General features: G+C 47.1%; 24 protein-coding genes. 19 read left to right on the top strand and 5 right to left on the bottom strand.

Going from position 1 to position 24,323, the window contains the following annotated elements:
- The first annotated feature begins 19 nt into the window (after positions 1-19).
- Together pheA and QNI08_RS00755 are read left to right on the top strand one after the other, a co-directional pair.
- On the top strand, positions 20-895 hold the full coding sequence (gene pheA / locus QNI08_RS00760; protein WP_285765529.1) for a prephenate dehydratase: 876 nt from the start codon (positions 20-22) through the stop codon (positions 893-895).
- 273 nt (positions 896-1,168) lie between these two features.
- Positions 1,169-1,864 carry a DUF6944 family repetitive protein gene (locus QNI08_RS00755; RefSeq protein WP_285765528.1) on the top strand — a complete coding sequence of 232 codons (696 nt, stop codon included), beginning with the start codon at positions 1,169-1,171 and terminating at the stop codon, positions 1,862-1,864.
- A gap of 43 nt (positions 1,865-1,907) precedes the next feature.
- Here the strand turns inward: QNI08_RS00755 and QNI08_RS00750 are convergent, their stop codons facing one another.
- On the bottom strand, positions 1,908-2,441 hold the full coding sequence (locus QNI08_RS00750; RefSeq protein WP_285765864.1) for a transcription repressor NadR: 534 nt from the start codon (positions 2,439-2,441) through the stop codon (positions 1,908-1,910).
- Between the two features lie 47 nt (positions 2,442-2,488).
- Positions 2,489-3,637 carry an IscS subfamily cysteine desulfurase gene (locus QNI08_RS00745; RefSeq protein WP_285765527.1) on the bottom strand — a complete coding sequence of 383 codons (1,149 nt, stop codon included), beginning with the start codon at positions 3,635-3,637 and terminating at the stop codon, positions 2,489-2,491.
- A gap of 81 nt (positions 3,638-3,718) precedes the next feature.
- Here QNI08_RS00745 and nadB point away from each other — a divergent pair, with 81 nt between their 5' ends.
- From nadB to nadA, 3 genes are read left to right on the top strand one after another with little or no spacing between them, the layout of a single operon-like run.
- Complete coding sequence (gene nadB / locus QNI08_RS00740; RefSeq protein WP_285765526.1) at positions 3,719-5,302, top strand: L-aspartate oxidase; 1,584 nt, start codon at positions 3,719-3,721, stop codon at positions 5,300-5,302.
- The gene (nadC, locus tag QNI08_RS00735) at positions 5,283-6,134 is read left to right on the top strand and encodes a carboxylating nicotinate-nucleotide diphosphorylase (protein ID WP_285765525.1); all 852 of its coding nucleotides are present in this window, start codon (positions 5,283-5,285) and stop codon (positions 6,132-6,134) included. Before nadB ends, nadC begins: the two co-directional genes overlap by 20 nt.
- Positions 6,131-7,237, top strand: coding sequence for a quinolinate synthase NadA (gene nadA / locus QNI08_RS00730; protein WP_285765524.1), 1,107 nt, complete (start codon positions 6,131-6,133; stop codon positions 7,235-7,237). The genes nadC and nadA overlap by 4 nt, the downstream gene beginning before the upstream one ends.
- Positions 7,238-7,303: 66 nt before the next feature.
- Here nadA and ypfJ read toward each other — a convergent pair whose 3' ends face one another.
- Positions 7,304-8,149 carry a KPN_02809 family neutral zinc metallopeptidase gene (gene ypfJ / locus QNI08_RS00725; RefSeq protein WP_285765523.1) on the bottom strand — a complete coding sequence of 282 codons (846 nt, stop codon included), beginning with the start codon at positions 8,147-8,149 and terminating at the stop codon, positions 7,304-7,306.
- A 258-nt stretch (positions 8,150-8,407) separates the two neighbouring features.
- Between ypfJ and safA the strand changes: the two genes are divergently transcribed.
- The 11 genes from safA to yajC all read left to right on the top strand — a co-directional run bounded on the left by safA (position 8,408) and on the right by yajC (position 18,201).
- A complete protein-coding gene (gene safA, locus QNI08_RS00720) occupies positions 8,408-10,843 on the top strand; it encodes a SafA/ExsA family spore coat assembly protein (RefSeq protein ID WP_285765522.1) in 2,436 nt (811 codons plus the stop codon).
- Entirely contained in the window at positions 10,818-11,780 is a 963-nt protein-coding gene (locus QNI08_RS00715; protein WP_285765521.1) for a phosphotransferase, read from the top strand. Before safA ends, QNI08_RS00715 begins: the two co-directional genes overlap by 26 nt.
- 101 nt (positions 11,781-11,881) lie before the next feature.
- Complete coding sequence (locus tag QNI08_RS00710) at positions 11,882-12,487, top strand: YhcN/YlaJ family sporulation lipoprotein (protein ID WP_285765520.1); 606 nt, start codon at positions 11,882-11,884, stop codon at positions 12,485-12,487.
- Positions 12,488-12,596: 109 nt separating this feature from the next.
- Entirely contained in the window at positions 12,597-13,097 is a 501-nt protein-coding gene (locus QNI08_RS00705) for an intercompartmental signaling factor BofC (RefSeq protein ID WP_285765519.1), read from the top strand.
- Positions 13,098-13,268: 171 nt separating this feature from the next.
- Complete coding sequence (locus QNI08_RS00700) at positions 13,269-13,424, top strand: hypothetical protein (protein WP_285765518.1); 156 nt, start codon at positions 13,269-13,271, stop codon at positions 13,422-13,424.
- Between the two features lie 382 nt (positions 13,425-13,806).
- Complete coding sequence (gene ruvA, locus QNI08_RS00695; RefSeq protein WP_285765517.1) at positions 13,807-14,421, top strand: Holliday junction branch migration protein RuvA; 615 nt, start codon at positions 13,807-13,809, stop codon at positions 14,419-14,421.
- A gap of 11 nt (positions 14,422-14,432) precedes the next feature.
- Complete coding sequence (gene ruvB / locus QNI08_RS00690) at positions 14,433-15,431, top strand: Holliday junction branch migration DNA helicase RuvB (RefSeq protein WP_285765516.1); 999 nt, start codon at positions 14,433-14,435, stop codon at positions 15,429-15,431.
- Positions 15,428-15,634: a DUF2905 domain-containing protein gene (locus QNI08_RS00685; RefSeq protein WP_285765515.1), complete on the top strand. Its 207-nt coding sequence runs from the start codon at positions 15,428-15,430 to the stop codon at positions 15,632-15,634. Before ruvB ends, QNI08_RS00685 begins: the two co-directional genes overlap by 4 nt.
- Positions 15,635-15,672: 38 nt before the next feature.
- A complete protein-coding gene (gene queA, locus QNI08_RS00680; protein WP_285765514.1) occupies positions 15,673-16,701 on the top strand; it encodes a tRNA preQ1(34) S-adenosylmethionine ribosyltransferase-isomerase QueA in 1,029 nt (342 codons plus the stop codon).
- A 36-nt stretch (positions 16,702-16,737) separates the two neighbouring features.
- Positions 16,738-17,877, top strand: coding sequence for a tRNA guanosine(34) transglycosylase Tgt (gene tgt / locus QNI08_RS00675; RefSeq protein WP_285765513.1), 1,140 nt, complete (start codon positions 16,738-16,740; stop codon positions 17,875-17,877).
- 42 nt (positions 17,878-17,919) lie between these two features.
- Positions 17,920-18,201, top strand: coding sequence for a preprotein translocase subunit YajC (gene yajC / locus QNI08_RS00670; RefSeq protein ID WP_061143720.1), 282 nt, complete (start codon positions 17,920-17,922; stop codon positions 18,199-18,201).
- 331 nt (positions 18,202-18,532) lie between these two features.
- On the opposite strand, the gene QNI08_RS00665 is transcribed toward yajC, so the two are convergent.
- Entirely contained in the window at positions 18,533-18,904 is a 372-nt protein-coding gene (locus tag QNI08_RS00665) for a TIGR04086 family membrane protein (protein WP_285765512.1), read from the bottom strand.
- 184 nt (positions 18,905-19,088) lie between these two features.
- Here QNI08_RS00665 and QNI08_RS00660 point away from each other — a divergent pair, with 184 nt between their 5' ends.
- A complete protein-coding gene (locus QNI08_RS00660; protein ID WP_285765511.1) occupies positions 19,089-19,748 on the top strand; it encodes a DUF421 domain-containing protein in 660 nt (219 codons plus the stop codon).
- 28 nt (positions 19,749-19,776) lie between these two features.
- Here QNI08_RS00660 and spoVB read toward each other — a convergent pair whose 3' ends face one another.
- The gene (gene spoVB / locus QNI08_RS00655) at positions 19,777-21,339 is read right to left on the bottom strand and encodes a stage V sporulation protein B (RefSeq protein WP_285765510.1); all 1,563 of its coding nucleotides are present in this window, start codon (positions 21,337-21,339) and stop codon (positions 19,777-19,779) included.
- A gap of 168 nt (positions 21,340-21,507) precedes the next feature.
- Between spoVB and QNI08_RS00650 the strand changes: the two genes are divergently transcribed.
- Positions 21,508-21,813 (top strand): post-transcriptional regulator, encoded by a 306-nt coding sequence (locus QNI08_RS00650; RefSeq protein ID WP_285765509.1) that lies wholly within the window; start codon positions 21,508-21,510, stop codon positions 21,811-21,813.
- A 198-nt stretch (positions 21,814-22,011) separates the two neighbouring features.
- Entirely contained in the window at positions 22,012-24,273 is a 2,262-nt protein-coding gene (gene secDF / locus QNI08_RS00645; RefSeq protein WP_285765508.1) for a protein translocase subunit SecDF, read from the top strand.
- Positions 24,274-24,323: the final 50 nt, after the last annotated feature.

Genomic DNA, 24,323 nt, shown 5'->3' with positions numbered 1-24,323 from the left:
GTGAAAGGGAGTTTATAATATGACATCAAAAATCGCATTTCTAGGGCCAAAAGCAACGTTCACGGATTTAGCTGTTTCTCGACTATTTCCTAATGACATAAAGATACCGATGAACACGATTCCCGACTGCCTTGATGCTGTACGTGACGGCGAAGTGAATCACACGCTCGTCCCCATCGAGAATGCATTGGAGGGATCGGTCAATATAACGATGGATTACCTGGTCCATGAAGTCACCTTACCGATAAAAGGGGAAGTGACGATTCCGATCCAGCAGCATTATATGGTGCATCCAGATCATGCGTATCCAGGTTTCAGACCGGACATGGTATATTCGCATTCGCATGCCATTGCACAATGCCGCAAATTTCTACATAAGGATTTGAGGGGCATTCCATACGAGTATGTGACGTCGACCGCCGCTGCCGCGAAGATGGTGATGGAGAACCCTGACATCAACATTGCTGCCATTGCCAATGATATGGCTGCTGCGGAGTATGGACTGACGATCGTGAAGCACAATATCCATGATTACGAACATAATCATACGAAGTTTATCGTCGTATCAAACAGTGAAGTTGACTACGCCGGGCATTTGACGGTTGAAGGAGATGCGAAGACGACCTTGATGGTCCAGCTTCCTGCCGACCACTCTGGGCAGCTGCATCAAGTGCTTTCCGCTTTCTCCTGGAGGAAGCTGAACCTCTCCAAGATCGAATCTAGACCGATGAAAACCGGCCTTGGCCATTACTTCTTCATCATTGACGTTGAAATGGCCCTTGACGATGTTCTCATCCCGGGTGCCATTTCCGAATTGGAGGCTCTTGGCTGCTCGGTTACGGTAATGGGAAGCTATTCATGCTTTAAGGTCCAAAACGGCGTAATGCAGCGTTGAGCACTCCTAAAAAAGATGATGCACACTAAACTGCAACAAAATGTCCCGGAGCATATCCGGGATGTTTTTTTGTTCTCGGACTACAAAAGGAAAAGGGGTCCATCGAAGTTGAAAATGGTTTAATTACACACCATTTTTGATGTACTCGTATACTATAGGTAGGCGAACGTTGATATCAAGAAAAAAATACATAGCATCGATCCTAAGTAGCTATACCCTTTTGTATCGAAGAAGATCTTTCAATATGCATGGAACAGGTGGTGTTCAGCAGAAATGGATAGTCAATTCAAAGAAACGTTCGGTTCATGGACCCAGGCGATAGGGACGGTCATTTCTGCTGTTGGGGGAACACCATCCAGAGTGCTTTCCGAAGATTTTCGCAAAAACCTGGATTTGATCGGTAATGAACTTCAAGCGACGGGAAATGCGATATTGGCGGATGCGGAAGATACCTGGTCACTGAATAAACTCGGCAACCAAATCCAAGCGATCGGCAATTCGACTGTCATCCTGGGGCTGGTCATTGATTTCGATGAAGTGACGAAGCAGGAATTGATCATCAAAGGCAATTTGATTCAAGCGTTGGGCGGCGGAACCGCGGTTGCCGGAGCATATGAGAATCCGGATGAACCTGAACAGGCCTTGAATGTCACCGGGAATATATTGCAGGCTATAGGAAATTCGATGCAGGCGATTGGAGGAATCGACGAACTTAGGAATAGCCTTCTTGAAAAGGATCCTGATAATGATGAAGGAAACGATGAAGACAAAGAAGGCGAGAACGAGGAGGGAAAAACACAATATCAATATCCAGACTTTGAAGAGGAGCCGACAGATGGAGAATTGATTCAGACAATGGGGGGCTGGATACAGGCGGTCGGTTCCGTGCTAAACCTGATTGGTCAATTAAGGAGCAATAATGAAAGCCAATCCGGCGAAGACAGCTCCAATGAGAGCGATTCAGCATGATGAAATAACAAAATCCCCTCAAGATATGAGGGGGCTCGTTCCGTCAATCGACCAATATCCCGGCTTCCCTCAGGGCATCCTCCGCTTCGTCAAGCAGTTCCTCAGAAGAGGCGCTCAGTGTATGGAGATGGATGCCGCTCGTTAGCTCCGATAAAAAAGACGCATTCGTGGCGGACACTCTCGATAGGAATTGCTGGACCTCCTTTCGGCTGCTGACCATGATGGAAGCGGTTAGGTCACCGTAAACGGGATGCTCGATTTTAACATCCTTGACCGTAATGCCGATGTCGACGAGCAGATAGAGTTCTTCTTGCGTCCGGGATGGATCATGCTGGCAAGCGAGGATCCTTTCCGGCTTTTTCGTGCTTTCGGTTGGTAAAAACATATAGCCTTGGCTCGTGGCAATGATCGGTTCATTCCGTGCTTTCAGCAACGTTATATCACCGACGATAACCTGGCGGCTTACACTCGTCATTTCCGAGAGCTCGCTGCCTGTAACGGGCTTTGCGCTTGTTTGCAATATATGTAAAAGTTTCGTCCGTCTTTCTTCCCCGAGTAATTTCTTTTTTTCCATGATTCAATCACCTCTTTTGTTAAGGACATTTTACCATAGAATGTCCGACTTTATCGAATCGCAGCGATTCCTGCAAGGCACTCTGCCAATTTGTGCATATCAGCGGCAGTGGTGTGTTTTCCAAAGGAAAGACGGACAAATTGATGTGCCTCTTCTTCGCTTTTCCCGATTGCCATCATGGTTTTGGATGGCTCCTGCTTACCAATCTGACAGGCGCTCCCTGTCGAAACCGCGAAGCCCCTCCGGTTTAATTCGAGCATGATGTACTGCCCCTGCAATCCCGGGAAGGTAAGGGCCAGGATGTGGGGCAATTGCCTGGTTTGCGCTTCGATGACTTTAAAGTGGACCGTTTTTTCCGTTAGTTGCTGAATCAATAGCCTCCTGAGCATGAAGATTCGTTCATGTTCTTTTTCGCGGATTTCTCCTAGGTTCCTTGCAGCAGTTACGAAGGAGGCTATGCTGGGAACGTCCACTGTCCCGGGCCGGAATCCAGATTCGTGGGTGATATTCGGAACGGGGGCCTTTAACTGCTGAATGGTTGGAAAGATCACGGCACCGGTCCCCTTTGGGCCATAAACCTTATGACTGGAAATGGACATTCCATCACACAAAGCAGATATCCCCTCCAGTGGCAATTTTGCAAATGACTGAACACAATCAACATGCAAAAATGCTGGATGCTCATGGACAATTTTACTTATTTGCTCAATTGGCTGAATGACTCCCATTTCCGAGTTCACATGTTGGACAATGACCAGGCACGTCTTGTCGGTAAGTGCTTCAATTAGGTGTTCGATATCGATAAGGCCATTTTCCAAATGCCGCAGATACGTCACACTGTAGCCGGACTGTTCAAGCTTGCAGACATGGTTGGCGATCGAGGCATGCTCGGTCCGGCTTACGATCAAATGGTTCTGCCAAGCCGGCCTTGAAGCGAGAAATGTATCGATTGCAAGACTATTGCTTTCCGATCCGCCGCTCGTGAAGATGATGCCTTCTTTTTTTAGATTCAGCATTTCTGCCAGTTGCTGTCGTGACATATCCAATAAACGTGCACTTTCAGAGCCGATATCATGCAAACTGCTTGCGTTTCCGAAAAACCTCCTGGAGGCTTGGCTGAACACATCGATCGCTTCTTCATCCATGGGGGTAGTTGCGGCATAGTCCAAATAAATCAAAAAATCACTTCCATCCTTCATTCTAAAAAACTCTTGATAATAATTTAATAGTATGTAAATATAGTTGTCAAGACACCTGTCGTAAACAGGAGGGATGTAATTATGGTCACAACGGAAGTCATCGTGATAGGCAGCGGTATTGCGGCCTTGACAACGGCATTGGAGGCAAGTGAGCGGAAGCATGTGATACTCATCACAAAATCAGAACTTCGTCATAGTAATTCTTACTTGGCGCAGGGCGGTATTGCTGCGGCACTCTCCAGCCAGGATGGAGTATCCTTACATAAAAAAGATACGCTCTCTGCTGGCCAGCATTATAACAAGGTGAAGGCCGTGGAAAAACTCGTCCAGAAAGCCCCTTCGGCGATCGCTGACCTTATCCGCTCCGGTATGCAATTCGACCGGGATCATGACGGCTCCCTGATGCTGGGAATGGAGGGTGCACATAGTGTAAGGAGAATCCTTCATAGTCATGGTGATGGGACAGGAAGGTACATGATGGAGCACCTGATAGAATGCTTGAAAAGCACGTCGGTACAAGTGATCGAGAATGAGGCAGCAGTGGAGCTGATCATCGGTGAAGATGAATCTTGCATAGGCGTTAAAACCCTGGATCGGTCAGGGAAACTGGCGGTCTTTCATGCAGAGCGGACGGTTCTGGCAACAGGCGGATGCGGCTCACTCTACCGATATACATCCAACTCACAAACGGTATCAGGTGATGGAATCGCGCTTGCCTTCAAGGCGGGGGCCAAGGTTCGTGATATGGAATTCATCCAGTTCCATCCGACACTGCTTTTCAAGAATAACAAAGCAGCAGGTCTTGTTTCAGAAGCGGTCCGGGGTGATGGCGCCCTATTGGTGACCGAAGCTGGATTGCCAATCATGGAGGGTGTTCATCATTTGAAGGACCTTGCCCCAAGACATATTGTCGCACAGACGATTTTTTCTTATATACAACGCGGCGAAAAGGTATTTTTGGATATTTCGATGATCAAGGACTTCAAAAACCGTTTTCCGACGGTCAGCTCATTATGTGAGAAAAACGGGGTGGATCTCCAGCTCGGAAAAATCCCGGTTGCTCCTGGAAATCATTTTTTAATGGGAGGAATTGAAGTGGATGAGCGGGGGCAAACCTCTGTCCCCTCTTTGTATGCAGTCGGAGAGGTGGCGTGCACGGGTGTACATGGAGCGAACCGCCTGGCAAGCAATTCCCTCCTCGAAGGGCTGGTATTTGGCAAGGCCCTAGGGGGCTTGCTTGCCCATATGCAATCAAGGGAGCTGCCAAAAGAAAAAGAGGGAACACAAGGGTTTGCTCATCTTGCTTCTTTACCTGATTTACCGGTATTGCAGGAAAAATTGATGAATGAAGCGGGTATCGTCCGGACCGGGGCAGGATTAACGCGCCTGAAGAATTATCTGGAGACTTTCGACATCGAAAGCCTGCTTGATATGGATGTTAGCGGGCGATCGCTGACGGAAATCACTAAAGCCAACACAATAATCGTCGCGTGGCTGATTGCTGAATCGGCGCTGACTAGAACGGAAAGCAGGGGCGGGCATTTCCGCAGCGATCATCCAAGCGAAGATGATTCCCTATGGCTTAAAAAATCGGTCATCCTTGCTTGCCAAGATGTGAAAAACCGTGTGAAGGGAAGATGGCGATATGAATATATTGAAGCTTAAGCAAATGCTGGAGCATTTTTTGATCGAGGATATAGGAGAATATGATGTAACGAGTGATACCATTTTTGGCCAAACAAAACAAGGTACCTTGACATTCATTGCAAAAGAAGGCGGGGTTTTTAGCGGAAGCGACGTCATCACGACAGGCTTTTCCCTGTTGGATAACCAAATTGAGGTGACCCTGCATGTCCAGGATGGTGAAGTGTTCGAAACAGGTCAAAAGCTTGCACGAATGACCGGCAATATGGCGTCGCTATTAAAGGGGGAAAGGGTGGTTTTGAATTTGGTGCAGCGCATGTCCGGAATTGCCACGCTTGCTCGTGAAGCTGCGTTGATCTTAGCGGGAACGAAGACGAGGGCATGTGACACAAGGAAAACCACGCCTGGCCTGCGGATGCTGGAAAAATACGCGGTCCGCTCGGGAGGCGCCTTCAATCACCGAAATGGTTTGTATGATGCCGTCATGATCAAAGACAATCATATCGCTTTTGCAGGTTCGATAACGAACGCAGTTCAAGCGGTCAAAGCAAAATTGGGGCATGCATGGAAGGTGGAGGTTGAAACGGAGTCACTGAAGCAAGTTCTCGAGGCTGTTGAAGCCGGTGTGGATATCATCATGTTCGATAACAGGAGTCCTGACGAAATCAAGCAGTGGGTCAAATCCGTTCCGGACCATATCATTACGGAAGCTTCCGGGGGAATTACGCTGGGCAATTTAGCTGCATATCGCGAAACAGGGGTGGATTACATATCGTTGGGCAGTCTGACGCATAGCGTCCGGGCCCTGGATATCAGCGCAAAGGTTACAGAACGTGAGGGGGTTTTGAAATGAATATATTGGAGATGGCTGGCACAGCAGGGAATGCACTTCCTGAAAAATATAAAGCGATGTCAGCGGGGGAGATGGAGAAGGCGGTATGGGAGATAAAAAAGCGCTTAGGTAGCCGGCTTTATATACCTGGTCATCATTATCAACGGGAGGAAGTAATCCGCTTTTCCGATGTGACGGGCGATTCGCTTCAGCTGGCCCAGCTTTCGGCTCGAAATCGTGAAGCGGATTATATCGTGTTTTGCGGCGTGCATTTCATGGCCGAAACGGCCGATATTTTGACAGGAGAAACTCAGACCGTCATTCTGCCTGACATGCGTGCCGGCTGTTCGATGGCAGATATGGCGGATATCGATCAAACGGAACGAGCATGGACAAAGCTTCAGCAATTATTTGGCGATTCGATCCTTCCGCTTACTTACGTTAACTCGACTGCGGCCATCAAAGCATTTGTCGGTAAGAATGGCGGAGCCACGGTGACTTCTTCAAATGCCCAAGAGATGGTCTCCTGGGCCCTTAAGCAAAAAGAACGGATCTTGTTTCTGCCCGATCAGCATCTTGGCAGGAACACAGCCTTCGATATCGGCATCCCATTGAATGAAATGGCTGTTTGGGATCCGCATAAGGAGGAATTGATTCATGAGGGTGAACGAAAGGATCTGAAGGTGCTTCTATGGAAAGGGCATTGTTCGGTCCATGAAAATTTCACGACGGCGAATGTTGAAGCACTTAGGAAGGAACAGCCTGCCATGAATATCATCGTCCATCCCGAATGCCGCCGGGAAGTGGTTGCCATGTCTGATTATGCCGGTTCGACATCTTATATCATTGATATGATCGAAAAGGCACAAGCGGGAAGCTCTTGGGCAATCGGCACCGAAATGAACCTTGTCAAGCGACTAATCGCCAATAACCCAGATAAGCAAATCATCTCCTTGAATCCGAATATGTGTCCTTGCCTGACGATGAATCGAATTGATTTACCGCATCTGCTATGGGCACTTGAATCGATTGAAGCAGGTCAAATCATCAACCCGATAAAAGTGGAAAGGAAGATTGCGGATGATGCCATCCTTGCTTTGAATCGAATGCTTGAAAGGGCATGACGCGTTTTTCGGGCAATAGAAAAAGGGGGTTTTTGCAGCCCCCTTTTTATGTATCATCCGTACGTGTTAAAGATTTCTCGTTTCAAAGGTATTGCCTTTATTCATATCTCCAGATTCAAACCCTTTACGGAACCAACGTTTCCGTTGTTCGGAGGTGCCGTGAGTGAAGCTGTCGGGAACTGCGTAGCCTTGCGCCTTTTTCTGGATGGAGTCATCTCCCACACCGCTGGCTGCATTCAATGCCTCGTCAAGGTCGCCTTCCTCAAGCAGATTCTCTCCCTGGACATGATGTGCCCAAACTCCTGCTAAATAATCGGCCTGTAATTCAAGCCTGACAGAATACTGATTATAATCGGTTTTACTGACCTTTGAACGATCGGGCATGAACTTTTCCGTCGTTCCCAACAGTGTCTGGACGTGGTGTCCGACTTCATGAGCAATGACATAAGCCATCGCAAAATCCCCTGGTGCCTGGAATTCTTCCTTCAACTCTTGATAAAAACTAAGGTCGATGTATAGCTTCCTATCACCGGGACAATAAAACGGCCCCACTGAAGAACCTGCGATACCGCATGCCGATTGCACACTTCCTGAGTACAGGACAAGAGTCGGTTCTTCATAATTCAAGCCGTTTTTCCGGAATTCCTCCGTCCAGACCCGCTCCGTATCTGCCAGGACGACTGATACAAACTGTGCAAGCTCCTTCTCTTCATCACTTTCCACATACGTGCCGCCGCTCCCTGAATCATCGGAGGTCAAGCCGCCTAACAGCTCACTGGGATTACCGCCCAGCAGTGTCAAGATCAAAACGATAATCAATCCGACACCGCCGCCGATGCCAGCCATCCCTTTGCCGCTCATCCCCCTTTTATCCTCGACATTCGAACTGCCCTGCCGTCCTTTCCATTTCATTAACATTCCTCCCAGTATGAATATAAGTGCAAGTCATGGTCCATGGACCATTTACTTTCTTATACCCGGAAATCCTTGAGGTTAGACAGGAGGTTAAAGGAAGAAAACTTCCGGAAGAATGCGGGATCGGTGTCCCAAAATCATCCATCCACTCATAAAAGTCCTCTTGGATGCATAAGTTTTCATGATAAAAAATAATAGCAATTCACCCACTACATCATAGTATATATGGACATATGCACAGGAGGGGTTAATAGCGTGAAAATTCATATAGTCCAAAAAGGCGATACACTTTGGAAACTCGCTAAAAAATACGGCGTCAGTTTTGAAGAACTTAAAAAAGTGAACGCACAATTAAGCAACCCGGACATGATGATGCCGGGAATGAAAATTAAAATCCCAGGAACAACCGGAGCAGTAATAAAAGAAACGATTAAGCCCAACATTCATATGGGAGTGAAAGAATCCCAGGTTCAACCGTATCCAGCACAGCCTGCACCGATGAAAGAGCAGCAAATGATGCAACAACCACCGATGAAAGAGCAGCCGAAGTATCAGCAGCCAATCAAAGAACAGCCAAAATACCAAGCGCCGATCAAAGAGCAGCCGAAGTATCAGCAGCCAATCAAAGAACAGCCGAAATACCAAGCGCCGATCAAAGAGCAGCCAAAGTATCAGCAGCCAGTCAAAGAACAGCCGAAGTACCAAGCACCAATCAAAGAACAGCCAAAGCCGATCGTGAAAGAAAAGCAAATAATCATTCCAAAGGAAGTTCCTGTACCGAAACCGGTCATACCTGAAATCGATATCAATAATTATTATATGGTCAACATGACCAACATGAGTGTGCAAAAGCCGCCTGCACCGCCGCCATTACCGAAGAAAAAGGAAGAACCGGCCGCAACTAAGAAAAAGAAGAAGAAGCCCGCCGTTTCACCGACTCAGGAGTATTGTGAGCCTGTGGATGATTGCATCCCCATGACGCCAATCATGCCAGGAACCGGCTATAGCATGCAGCCTCCGCCATGGGCGCATATGCCGATGCAGGGGATGCAAGCCCCATATCATGGCGGCTATGAAAACCCGGGATCACAAGGGTATCAAATGATGGAAGAAAGTTCTGAGGTCTGGGGAGAATCTCCTGACTCGCAATCGATGGGTCAGGGATACGTTCAAGGTGCGACCATGAATCCATACAGCCAGCAACAATATTATCCATATCAAGCATCTGCACCGATGCCGCACCATTTTTATGGAGGGATGGGACAGCAGCCTCAAGCAGCAGGTTCATATATGCAACAAGACCATGAGTCACCTAACGAATCGCCATCCTCATACAACCAACATAATCATTCACAGCAAAATATACAATCCGCAGATGATGATGACGAAGATTGCGGTTGCAACAAAGGGCTGCTTGGAACGTATGGACCGGACGTGAAAGGGCAGTATCAACCGAATGTCAACGAGTATCACCAGCCTGAGTATCCACAATATCCATCACAGCAGCCATATCATGACCCGAATTTTGGCGCCTATCCGCAGATGGGGAGTCAGCCATATCCACATGAAACAGAATCAACTGAATCGGATCATGGCCAACAATATGAAGCCTTCGTGATGCCAGGCCAAAACGGAGGCCAGCCAGGCATGATGATGGGCGGCCAAAACGGAGGCCAGCCGGGCATGATGATGGGCGGCCAAAACGGAGGCCAGCCGGGCATGATGATGGGCGGTCAAAACGGAGGCCAGCCAGGCATGATGATGGGCGGTCAAAACGGAGGCCAGCCGGGCATGATGATGGGCGGCCAAAACGGAGGCCAGCCAGGCATGATGATGGGCGGCCAAAACGGAGGCCAGCCGGTCATGATGATGGGCGGTCAAAACGGAGGCCAGCCAGGCATGATGATGGGCGGTCAAAACGGAGGCCAGCCAGGCATGATGATGGGCGGCCAAAACGGAGGCCAGCCAGGCATGATGGGCGGCCAAAACGGAGGCCAGCCAGGCATGATGATGGGCGGCCAAAACGGAGGCCAGCCAGGCATGATGGGCAGTCAAAACGGAGGCCAGCCGGGCATGATGGGCGGCCAAAACGGAGGCCAGCCAGGCATGATGATGGGCGGCCAAAACGGAGGCCAGCCAGGCATGATGGGCAGTCAAAACGGAGGCCAGCCAGGCATGATGGGCAGTCAAAACGGAGGCCAGCCAGGCATGATAGGCGGTCAAAACGGAGGCCAGCCGGTCATCATGATGGGCGGTCAAAACGGAGGCCAGCCGGTCATGATGATGGGCGGTCAAAACGGAGGCCAGCCGGGCATGATGGGCGGTCAAAACGGAGGTCAGCCGGGCATGATGGGCGGCCAAAACGGAGGCCAGCCAGGCATGATGATGGGCGGTCAAAACGGAGGCCAGCCGGGCATGATGGGCGGTCAAAACGGAGGTCAGCCGGGCATGATGGGCGGGCCTTATGGAGGTCAACCAGGCATGATGGGCGGTCAAGACGGAGGTCAGCCCAGAATGATCGGCGGTCCTTATGGAGGCCAGCCAGGCATGATGATGCGCAATCAGCTTGGGGGGCATCCGGAAGCCATGTTACCTGGACAAATGGGAGGCCAGCCAGGCCAATTCGGGGGCGTTCGTGCGCCTGAAACATTTGGGATGCCGACATATGCAGATGAAAGCGATGACTACTAATTATCAAGGAGACAGTGTTTTTAACACTCGTCTCCTCTCTTATTTAAATCGTAAGCCAAAGAGTATCCATCATCTTCAAAGCAGTGTCTATTTACTGACTTTCGAAAAAGGTCCTCCAATGATTCTCAAGGGGTTCGACAGTTTTGAGAAGTGGGATAGGCAAAGAGAATTGACATCTTTGTTAAGGCAAAAGGGATTTGATCAAACGTACAATATTCACCAAAATTTAATGCCCTTTCAATTCAAAGGGAAATGGTACGGCAGTATGGACTACTTTCAACCAAGCAAGAAGAAATTTCGCTTTTCCCATCACAAGGACCGCTTGGAGGGGATCGAGTTATTGGAAAGCTTCCATGATGTGTCTGAAAACCTTTCCATAAAAGCACCTCTATTCGATCAGGCCAAAAAATGGCGGGAACGACTATCTTTATTTAAAAAAAATTTCACTTATGTTCGCCAATATGTTTCGGAGGATATCATCAAGGAATGGATTAAATGGGGGGAGTGGTCCTTAGAAGGGTTTGAAAAAAACCAGTCATTGTGGAACAGGGAGAAAAAAGTCATCATTCATGGCGATTGTGCTCACCATAATTTCCTGCGGAAAGCAGACGGGACATTGACCTTAATCGATTTTGACTTGATGGCGATTGCCCCACGGTGCATCGATTATTTACAATACGCCAACCGGATATCCCATCATTTGGGTGATGCAGCAACGATGCTGTGGCAAGTGCCGCAACTGAAAAGGTATGAATCAGACCTTGCCTTTTTATATGCTTTAACATATCCCACGGATATTTTCCGTGAATGGAATCGTCTTAATAAAAGCTCATCCCAATTACATTCTGTCTGGAAACTTACTGTTGAAGGTTTTCCAGAGCGGATGGAGATGAATGAAAAGTTAGCGAAAAAGATTTCCTCCCTGAATAGGAAATAACCCGTTTTTTTGGCCATAACTAACTGAGTACAATGGCCGGAAGACACCCATGCTAATTATGAGCGAAATATAGCTCATTAATTGCTATGGGAGGGTCATAGGTGCGGAATCTTAAATGGGCACTGCCGCTTTATACGGTATTGGCTGCCATCGGCCTGGTTGGTTGCGGTACTAATGATTCAGCGGAAAACGAGAATTTCATTGATGAAACGGGATACCATTCCACTGAAAAAGATCAGTTGGTACGGAACATAAATTATCAGAATATGGTGCAGGGATTGTATGATAAAGATGATGCTTACAGTAAGCGTGATCGAAATTATCATGGTCATGAAAGTAAACCGCTTCGAGCCAAATCATCCTATTATAATGCGTATGAAGGCGAATTGGCAGACCTGGCCAATAGTGTTGCGAACAGCGTGGATCCGGTCGTCGATGCCAGGGCAATCATCATGAAGAATGAAATGCTTGTTGCCTTGCTGCTTGATGACTACAGTCAAGCTAGGGAAATCAAAGAAATAGTGAAACAAAAAATCACACCATTATCTAAAGGCAGGACCTTAATAGTCACCACCGATGAAGGTGTCTATTTCCGGACCATGACACTTGATAACAATCTTCGTGACGGTGATACGAGGGACTTGATCATCCAGGATGCGAATGATATGTTCGATAACCTTAACATTCATGAAAATCACCTGAAATGATGCATGGACTGACCTCGATTGATGGGTCAGTCTTTTTGATTTTTTTGGTTAATAAACGTTGTTTGAGGTCAAACTACTTAAAAAGTAAACGCCTTAAGAGGTGAGTATATTGACTAAACAACTAAGAATCCAATTAGTCTTGATCCTATTTATCATGCCATTTTGCTTAACCGCTTTTGCTGAAGGATCTGCGAAAAAGGAAAATGATCCGATTGAGAGAAAGGTCATCCTGCAGCGTATGTATTTGGATGGTGAACTAAGCGAGGAGAAATTGACGGAAACCATTTGGTCGATGGAAGACTTTTGGTCCAAATATGAAGGCTGGAAAGTGGTCGACCAAAATGAGGAGCAAATCGTGCTTAAGAAAATCGAAAATGATATCTCTCCGCTCCTAAAAGCGAATGGCTATCTCGGCATGCGGGAAGATGGAACACTTTCCATTTTTATCGGAAGGCCGGAGCATGCCAAAATCATTCACACCTTCTACCAATTGGACATTGGGAAACTTGAAGTATATAAGCAGGAGGAACTGCAAAAAGGGATTCCGATCATGAATAAAGACCAATATAAACAGCTCATAAAAGAATATGAGCCATATTCGGTAAACTAGGGCGGGTGGATCTCCCAGCCTTCAGACAGTAGGCAACCTCGATATTATGGAGGTTGCCTACTATTTTTTTTATGCGATATTGATTGTTTCATCTCGCTCGTCATTAAATTAAATTGTATATATGTAGGGATTGAACGTGAAAGGCCTCAATTCGCGAATAAAAGCACGAAATTGGCGAGTAAAGCCGTCAAACTGGCGAGTAAAAGAGCCGAATTGGCGAGTAAAGTAGCCAAATTCGCGAGTAACGGCTCCCAATCGCGTGCAAAAAGCACAAATTGGGACAACAACGCGCCGCCAACTGGAAGCAAAGCCAAAACTCGCGAGTAAAAACAGGAAATTGGCGAGTAAAGCCGTCAAATTCGCGAGTAACGGCTCCCAATCGCGTGCATAAGCACAAATTGGGACAACAACGCGCCGCCAACTGGAAGCAAAGCCAAAACTCGCGAGTAAAAATAGGAAATTGGCGAGTAAAGTCGTCAAACTCGCGAGTAAGTGTACCTTAGTTCAATATGTAGAGAGGATTCTGATTATCCACAGTTTTAGTGGATGTAATCTCTGTTGATTGCTTTGGCTCCCCTTTATTTAAAGGGTGCTTGCCGCATTCGGAAATCATGTAAAAGACTTTGCCGATTATAAAATAACTTTATATGAACAACCACCGGTTTTATGATAAAATGAGAGGTACAGCAAAATCAGGGAGAGAATTAATTTGTATGATTATATAAAAGGCAAGGTCGATTATATTGGACCTGAATACATAGTCGTGGAAAATGGGGGGATCGGATATCAAGTGATGACGCCGAATCCTTTTATTTTTTCCGCCCAATACCAGAAAGATATCCAAGTTTTTTTGTATCATTATGTGCGTGAAGATTTGGTTGCCTTGTATGGTTTTCAGAATCGTCAAGAAAAGGCGTTATTCACGAAGCTTTTGAATGTAACCGGAATCGGGCCGAAGGGGGCGCTTGCCATACTTGCGTCAGGTCAGGTCGATCAAGTCGTGCAGGCGATTGAAAATGAAGATGAATCGTTCTTGGTGAAGTTCCCGGGAGTAGGGAAGAAAACGGCAAGACAGATGATTCTTGATTTAAAAGGAAAGCTGGAGAACATCATTCCGGATGCCTTTCCGAGCTTGTTCAACGAAGGCTTTCCGGCTGCAGGCAGTCCGACTGGCTATACGGAGGAATTGGACGAAGCGATGCTTGCATTGAAGGCACTTGGCTATTCGGAAAAGGAAATCCAAAAGGTTGCCAAGAAATTGCAGACGGAAGATATGACGACCGAGCAATATATTAAGAAAGCATTGCAGTTGATGCTAAGATAAGGAGTGGCGCAATGGAGGAGAGAATTTTCAATCAGGAAGCCGATTTGAACGAACTGTCCTTTGAACAAAGCCTGCGGCCGCAAAACTTAAAGCAATATATTGGACAGGATAAAGTGAAAGCGAACTTGAGTGTATACATCGAAGCGGCAAGGATGAGGGAGGAAACGCTCGATCATGTCCTTTTATACGGGCCTCCGGGTCTCGGAAAGACGACGCTTGCGGTCATCATCGCCAACGAAATGGGTGTCAATATCCGCACGACCTCAGGACCTGCCATCGAGCGGCCGGGTGATTTGGCGGCGATTTTGAGTGCGCTTGAACCCGGAGATGTGCTTTTCATAGATGAAATTCACCGTCTCCCTCGTGTGGTCGAGGAAGTGCTATATCCGGCGATGGAGGACTTCTGTCTCGATATTGTGGTCGGAAAAGGCCCGGAGGCACGCTCGATCAGAATTGACCTGCCCCCGTTCACTCTCGTCGGGGCGACGACCCGCGCCGGTTCATTGTCTGCGCCGCTTAGGGACCGTTTTGGCGTTTTGAGCCGTCTTGAATATTATACGGAAAACCATTTGACGGACATCATCATCCGTACAGCCAGAATCATGGATACGGAAATGGATGGTCAGGCAGCTGCAGAGCTTGCGAGGAGATCGAGGGGCACGCCGCGGATTGCCAACCGGCTTTTACGAAGGGTCAGGGATTTCGCCCAGGTTCGCGGAGATGGCACGATAACGGCAGGGCTTGCCGATTATGCACTTGAATTAATGCAGGTCGACCGTTTAGGACTCGATCATATTGACCATAAATTACTTAAAGGGATCATTGAGAAATTCCGCGGCGGGCCTGTCGGTCTGGAGACGATTGCCGCCACGATCGGCGAGGAAGCCCATACGATCGAAGATGTGTATGAGCCATATTTGCTGCAGGTCGGTTTCCTTCAGCGTACCCCAAGGGGGCGTATGGCTACACAGCTCGTTTACGAGCACTTCGGAATGGTGATGCCTGAATGATGAATATACCTAAAATGGTTATGATACTTGGCGTGATCATCTTCGTGATCGGTTTTGCGATGAAGTATATCCACCTCGGCAGGCTGCCGGGAGATATCTTCTTCAAAAAAGGGAATACGGCGTTTTATTTTCCAATTGTGACCTCAATCATAGTCAGTGTCGTGTTGTCCGCTATTTTTTATTTGATTGGCCGTTTTAAATGAATACTACAGCTTGATAGACAGGTTAGGAAGTGGAACAGATGAAATTGGATGAGTTTGATTTTCGTTTACCGGAGGAATTGATTGCCCAAGTTCCTTTGGAAGATAGGGAAGCAAGTCGATTGATGGTATTGGACAAGGAAACGGGCAAGCTTGAGCATGATGTCTTCAGCCATATCACAGAATATATCAAACCGGGAGACTGCCTTGTGTTGAATGATACGAGGGTTCTGCCGGCCCGACTGTATGGAAGTAAGGAAGAAACGGGTGCAAAAGTGGAGGTCTTATTGCTCAAGCAAGAGCATGATGATGTTTGGGAAACACTGGTAAAGCCCGCAAAACGAATAAAAGAAGGCTCGACAATCACCTTTGGTGATGGTAAGCTAAGTGCCGTCTGTACGGGAGTGCTTGACCATGGGGGCCGCATCCTGAGGTTTCAATATGAAGGCATTTTTTATGAAATACTGGACGATCTTGGGGAGATGCCGCTTCCTCCATATATCAAGGAGCAGCTTGACGATCAAGATCGTTATCAAACGGTCTATGCGCGTGAACGTGGCTCTGCAGCAGCACCGACCGCAGGGCTGCACTTTACCGAGCACCTGCTCGAAAAGCTGAAAGGGATGGGTGTTCATATCGCCTTCATCACGCTTCATGTCGGGCTCGGAACGTTCCGCCCCGTCAGTGTGGACGATATTGACAGCCATGAGATGCATTCCGAATTTTATCAAATGACGGAAGGTACTGCGCGTTTACTTAATGAAGTGAAAGAAAAAGGCGGGAGAATCATCACTGTCGGCACAACATCCACAAGGACATTGGAAACGATTGCGTCCGCTAATGATGGGGTCTTCAAGGAGGCTAGTGGCTGGACGAGCATCTTCATTTATCCTGGGTATGAGTTCAAGGGGATCGATGCGATGATTACGAACTTCCATTTACCGAAATCAACTTTAATCATGCTTATTTCTGCTTTGGCGGGCAGGGAGCATGTTCTGCATGCCTATGAAACGGCCGTGGAAGAAAAATACAGGTTCTTTAGTTTTGGAGATGCAATGTTAATCAAGTAATATTAGAGTGATAAGCTCTTGAAGGGAGTTATTGCGTTGACGGCAATACGATATGAGTTAATCAAAACATGTAAACAGACAGGGGCACGGCTAGGCCGGGTCCATACGCCGCATGGTTCTTTTGAAACGCCGGCATTCATGCCGGTAGGGACGCTGGCTACTGTCAAAACGATGTCTCCGGAAGATTTGAAGCAGATGGGAGCAGGCATCATCCTCAGCAATACATACCATCTATGGCTTCGTCCCGGGCATGAGATCATCAAGGAAGCTGGTGGACTGCATAAGTTCATGAACTGGGATCGCGCGATATTGACGGATTCTGGCGGCTTCCAGGTCTTCAGTTTGAGCGAGTTCCGCAAAATCGAGGAAGAGGGCGTTCATTTCAGGAACCATCTGAATGGCGATAAGCTATTCTTATCTCCTGAAAAAGCGATGGAAATCCAAAATGCGCTTGGCTCCGATATCATGATGGCTTTCGACGAATGTCCGCCGTTCCCCGCAACCGAGGAATATATGAAGAAGTCGGTTGAACGGACAACACGCTGGGCTGAACGCTGCTTGAATGCGCACGAGCGTCCGAATGACCAAGGGCTATTCGGGATCGTTCAAGGCGGGGAATTCGAAAACCTTCGTAAACAAAGTGCAAAAGACCTTGTCTCTCTTGATTTCCCGGGTTATGCTATTGGAGGACTATCCGTCGGGGAACCGAAGGATATCATGAACCGCGTACTGGAGTTTACAAGTCCGCTGCTGCCAGCCAACAAACCTCGTTACCTGATGGGGGTGGGTTCGCCGGACTCCTTGATCGATGGCGCCATTCGCGGTGTCGATATGTTTGACTGTGTGTTGCCGACGCGAATTGCGCGTAATGGTACATTAATGACAAGCAATGGCCGACTTGTGGTGAAAAATGCGAAATATGCACGTGATTTTGGTCCTATCGATGAAAATTGCGATTGCCATGTCTGCAAGAATTATAGCCGGGCATATATTCGCCATTTGATTAAATGTGAAGAAACCTTTGGGATTCGTCTTACGACTTATCATAACCTGCATTTTCTGTTAAACTTGATGGAACAGGTCAGACAAGCCATTCGAGAAGATCGTCTTGGAGACTTTAGGGAAGAGTTTTTTGAGCAGTATGGTTTCAATAAACCAAATGCGAGAAACTTCTAATTCCATAAATATTTTAATGAACGAAAGGAGTGAATGTACAAAATGGCAATAACTCAAATACTTCCATTAATCTTAATGTTCGTATTGTTCTATTTCTTATTGATCCGCCCGCAGCAAAAACGCCAAAAGGCAACGCAAAGCATGCAAAGCAGCTTGAAAAAAGGTGATAAGGTTGCGACCATCGGCGGCATGCACGGAACGATCGATGCAATCGATGAACTGCAAATCGTCATCAAGTCACCAGATGGCACTAAATTGACTTTCGACCGTGCTGCAATCCGTGAAATTACGGAAAGTGCACCAAATAAAGAAGTATCTATATAAGCTAAAGGAAAACCGGCATTGCGCGGTTTAGCTAATAGGAAAAGGGGTCCGGAATTTTTATATTCCGGACCCCTTTTCCCATTCCTTTTATATTTTCCGGCTTTACTGGAGGCAAAGGTAACGCAAAATATTCAATCATGTTCGTGAAACGGTAAAAATTATTGCGGACTTCGTTCGCGCGAGATGTATCGACGAAACGGAGGAGACGGCTTCTGGAAAGCTATGAGCCTGCTGTGACGAGGTACAAAAACAAAAAAATGCAGGCATAACTCACTTTCGAGTCTGCCTGCAGCCTGAACCGGGCAAGATGCCCGGATTTTTGCTGTGTTTATTAATTGGTGCGTGAGTCGGAGCTCATATTGACCCCGAGCACACCGCCCATCATGGCCGTGATGACGAAGCAGCCGTAGTAGATCCATTGCTTGACGGTGAAGAGTGCGTCATGCCCCAAATATTGAAAAAGGAACACGACTAACAGATAGAGAAAGCCTGTGCTGCCGCCTAAGAATAGTCCTTGTTTTTTCCCTTTGCCTCCTGAAATGAACCCGCCGATGAACAGTGATAAAAAGGAAATGATCATGACCACATATGTCAGGGATGATTCCGTCAATGAAGTGAAACGTAGAAGGATGGAAACGATCAAGCTTGCAATCATCGCAATGGCAAAGATGGAACCTACGCCATAAATTACGGCGACACTCATTTTTTTAGTTTCGATGGGTATTCCTCCTTTTTAAAGGCTGAGACGTTTTAGCCTGTTTATGTGTTTGTACAAGCATATTCCTCATCTTAAGCCTTTAGACCACAGCATCCGCGAAATTAGAAAAGATTATGGAGTAATTTTTCTATTCCCAAGCCATGCTATGGATGAAGGATGTGTTAGTGAAGTGGATACCTATCTGGCTATTATTTTTAGAACGACGATGATCTATCTAGTCATCTTATTCCTTTTCCGTATGATGGGTAAGCGGGAAGTTGGGGAACTGAGCATTCTGGATTTAGTGGTATCCATCATGATAGGGGACATTGCAGTCCTATCCTTTGAGGATTTGAATAAACCATTTTTCCAGCAAATCACCCCGATGTTCGTTCTCGCTTTCATCCAGATCATATTGGCTTTCATTTCATTGAAAAGCATCAGGTTTCGGAATTTCGTCGACGGTACACCGCAGATCATCATCAATCAAGGGAAAATAGATGAAAAGGCGATGCGTAAGCAACGCTATAATTTCGATGATTTATTGACTCAGCTGCGAGAACAGGGGATCAATGATCTGAATGAGGTGCAATTTGCCATTCTCGAATCCTCGGGGAAGCTTTCGGTCATTAAAAATACCCAAGGAAAAAGGACGAACACGAAGCAAACGCCATATCCGCTTATTATTGATGGGAAGATACAGGAAAATAATCTTTCCAAAATCGGCAAAAATCAATTTTGGCTCAGGCACCAGTTAAAAAAACATGGTGAAGCGAAAATACAAGAGATTTCGATTTGTGGGTACATAGATGGCCAATTTTACATCGATAAAAACGAAACGAAGAAATGACCGAAGCCGTTTAATGCTTCGGTCCATTTCATTTCCAAGCAAACTTCGCTAAAAAGCCGCCGACTACAGGAATCCTGACTAGATCCGCCTTTTTTATTGAGCCGGTCATGAGCAGGAAAAAGGTGAAAAGCAGGATCACGACTGTTACCGAAATCAACAGCCTTGGTACGATCGGCTGTGTCGAGAGCGGGACTTGATACAGATAATAGCCGCCCCAGCCTGAAATGAGAGCAAGAATCAAAGCCGAAATATAGCTCCGGAAATGCAGCGTGAAGGGAACCACCTTCAGCACGGTGGAAAAATGCAGGAAGGTGACGAGCATCGAACCGACCGCTATTCCTACCGCAGCGCCCATGATTCCGAAGCTTTCTTTTGATGCAAGGAGCCAAATCACGCCGATTTTAAGAATGTTGCCCGCCAGGCTGTTGAACATGGCTGCTTTGGCAAGGTCCAGTGCTTGAAGCATGGACTGCAGCGGGAACTGGAAGTAAAAGAGAATGAAGAAGGGTGCCAGGAATTTAATGAAAACGGCGGCATGTGATGAGCCATACATCACCTGCAGGATCGGTTCGGCAAAGATGAACAAAATGACGACGGCCAAGCAGCCTGTGATAAACGTGATTTTCAAGGACTGCTGCAGCCTATGTTCAACGAGCAGGAAGTTACCGGTCGTCCGCGCCTCACTGACAGCAGGTACAAGTGCAGTCGCCAATGATGACGTAATGAACGAAGGCAGCATGAGCAGCGGCAGCGCATATCCCGTCAGCTCGCCGTATTGGCTGGTGGCTGCGGCTGCGGTGACACCGGCTAGGGCCAAGCTCTGGGCGACCACTATCGGCTCGAAAAACCATGAAAGGGAACCGATCATCCTGCTTCCGGTGGAAGGAAGCGCAATCCCCATCAATTCAGTGAATGTCCCTTTACCGGACTTCACATTTTTGAAAAAGCCCTTCCTGAACTTAAAATGCTTCTTTAGCTTGAAGCTGGTCAAAAGGTAAATGAGAGAGACGAGCTCGCCGATGATCGAGGCGAACATCGCTCCGGCTGCTGCATATTCGATTCCATATGGCAAAAAGGCCTTCGTCAGGACGGCGATGAAGGTGATGCGCGCCACCTGCTCGATCACTTGCGAGAAAGCGAAAGGCTTCATATTTTGCTTGCCTTGGAAATACCCGCGCAATACGGATGATATCGCAATGATCGGCACGATTGGCGCAATCGCCATCAGGGGCCAGACCGTCCGTTGATCGGTGAATAAGTACTCTGAGAGGACGGGGGCGAAAAACAGCATCGCTGGAGTGAAGATCATCGATAATGCAAAGGTGCATGCCAAAGAGACGACAAGGATCTTTTTGATTTTTCGTTCATCGCCCCGGGCATTTGCCTCAGCAACGAATTTGGATATGGCGATGGGAAGCCCCAATTGGGTAATGTTCACGACGAGAAATAGGGTCGGTAAAGCCATCATATATAAACCAACGCCTTCTTCGCCGATGAAGCGGGCGATGACGATGCGATTAATGAATCCAAGAACCCTTGTAATCAGGCTTGCGATTAATAATATCAGCGTCCCTTTTAAAAATTTAGACATTGAACTCCCTCCCTGCCTTCTCAAAAAAGCGGTTATGCTATACAATTATCTATATGCTTGTACATGGACAAAGCATGACAAAAGTGTTTGTTTGCGTTCTGACATCCATCGGAACCCTTCTTAAGAAAATGCACAATCGAGAGAATCATTTTTACTGGAGGCAAAGTGATGGCAAAAATGAATCATCCCTATGAAAGCTATTATGCAAAGGTACGTCCATTTCTGAAGAGCAAGCGTGAGGAATTTCAAATGGTCGGTTTGAATGCCGTTACAGAGGAGGATATCTGGGGAACTCTAACTAAAAACAAATGGAAGCGCCCGCAGGAAAATATTCATCTTCACGAGCTTGTCGCTGATATCGTGACTTTTTCGAGCAATCAGTTCATGACCTTCCAAATGGTCGAAGCATATAAATCACCCAACCTATTCGAGCCGCTGTCCGAGGAGGAATTAAAAGAACTTTTAAAGGAATGAAACAAAGATATACTTAAATTGACAGCTGTTTATAAATGAATCATAATAGATATGGTTATGCTTTTTTTGGAAAAAAGCATAGGTTGCTGTGTCTTTTTTTCTCGAAAAGCTAAGGGAATGCTAGGTGCTTTCATACAAAAAAATGACAGGATTTAAACTTCAGGAACAGGCGGATTATAGAAAGGGGCCTACTACATAATGGTTAAAAGAAGCAGGATCGTTGCGTTTTTTCTGATCATATTACTGGTTTTCGCAGCGATGGGAACGACTTCAAAAGGAATCCTCAAGGATATCAAGCTGGGGCTTGACCTTCAAGGCGGATTTGAAGTGTTATATGAAGTGAAGCCTCTGTCTGGGGAAAAGATCACCCCGGAAGTTTTACGGGCTACAGTAAGCTCACTTGAGCGGCGTGTCAATGTTTTGGGTGTTAGTGAACCTAATATCCAAATCGAAGGGAAAAACCGGATCAGGGTTCAATTGGCTGGGGTCAAGGACCAAAATAACGCTCGGGAAATCCTTTCGACACAAGCTAAACTATCCTTCCGGGATTATAACGATAAGGAAATGATGACCGGTGCCGACCTGAAGGAAGGCGGCGCGAAACAAACGTTCCAGGATAATAAGCCGGTCGTTGAAGTCACATTGAAAGATGTGAACAAGTTTAAGGAAATCACGCAAAAAATTTCATCAATGCCGCAACCGACGAATGTCCTTGCGATCTGGCTGGACTTCGAGGAAGGCAAAGATTCCATTAAGGATAAAGCCTCACAAGACAATATGATATCCGCTCCAGCTGTCAGTGAAGCTTTCAATACGAAAAAGGTTTATATTACAGGGCAATTCACGGTGGAGGAAGCGAAAGAGCTTGCCGACCTACTTGATGCAGGTGCACTGCCTGTCGACTTGAAGGAAAAATACTCCACTTCCGTAGGAGCCCAATTCGGTGCAGGGGCACTGAACGATACGATTTTTGCCGGCATCATCGGGATTGCACTCATTTTCATCTTCATGCTTGTTTATTACCGCTTCCCGGGATTCATTGCAGTCGTGACGCTGAGCATCTATATCTTCCTGACGCTGCTGGTCTTCGATTGGATGAATGCAGTCCTCACGCTTCCAGGCATAGCGGCATTGGTGCTTGGGGTCGGGATGGCCGTGGATGCCAATATCATCACCTATGAACGGATCAGGGATGAACTGAAGCTTGGCCGCACGGTAAAAGCGGCTTATAAAGAAGGCACGAAAAACTCGCTTAGCACGATTACGGATGCGAACCTGACGACCTTGCTCGCTGCAGCTGTCCTCTTCTATTACGGGACAAGCTCGGTTAAAGGGTTTGCGACGACCTTGATCATTTCCATTTTAATGAGCTTCATTACAGCCGTTTATGGTACGCGTCTCTTCATGAGCCTATGGGTGAAAAGCGGCTTCCTGGACAAACGCACATCATGGTTTGGCGTGAAGAAGAAATATATTCACAACCTAAACGAGAAGATCAATCTAATGTCATTGCCGACACGGTTCGATAAAATCGATTTCGTCAAGCATCGGAAGGCCTTTTATGGCATTTCGATCGGGATCACGATTATCGGGATCATCTTCCTGTTCGTTTTCCGCTTGAATCTGGGAATCGACTTCACGAGCGGAACCCGCATCGAAATCGCGTCTAAGGATGTACTGACGACTCAGCAGGTTAAGACCGAGATGGGCAAGGCCGGCATCGATGTCGATGATATCAAGGATGTCAGACTTGCTGGACAGGATAACAAAAATGCTGTCGTCCGGACGGTGGGCGTTCTTGATAAACAGGAAATCGCTGTCCTGAAGGACCATTTCAAGAAGGATTACGGAGCAGAGCCGAATGTAAGCACTGTCTCACCGACTGTAGGAAAAGAGCTTGCGAAAAATGCCATCATTGCCTTGACGATTGCCTCCCTTGGGATCATTTTGTATGTATCGATACGGTTTGAATGGCGAATGGCCGTACCGGCCGTCGTGGCGCTCATTCATGATGCATTTTTCATCATCACGATCTTTAGTCTGCTTCGCCTTGAGGTGGATATCACCTTCATCGCTGCGGTTCTGACAATCGTCGGTTATTCCATCAATGATACGATCGTTACGTTTGACCGGATTCGGGAAAACCTGCGCTTCAGCCGTAAAATCAAAACGGTCGAAGAGCTTGAGAACATCGTGAACATCAGTATCAGGCAAACGCTGACGAGATCGATCAATACGGTGCTGACTGTACTCGTTACGGTCATCGCCTTGATGATATTCGGCAGTGAAGCCATCAGGAACTTTTCGATCGCCCTGTTCATCGGGCTGATATGCGGTGTGTATTCATCGCTATTGATCGCTTCCCAATTCTGGCTTGATTTAAAAATCAGGGAATTGAAGAAGAAGGGTCCGCTGAATACGGCAAAAGAAAAGAAAAAAAGCCTGGAAGGGCAAGTTTAATACGCACAGGAAGGCTGGCATGTTGCCAGCCTTCTTTTCTTTTTATAAAT

It is taken from the genome of Peribacillus folii, assembly GCF_030271255.1.
Classification (GTDB): Bacteria; Bacillota; Bacilli; order Bacillales; family DSM-1321; genus Peribacillus.
Note: the sequence above shows the minus strand (reverse complement) of the source record. Positions and strands in the feature narration are given on the sequence as shown.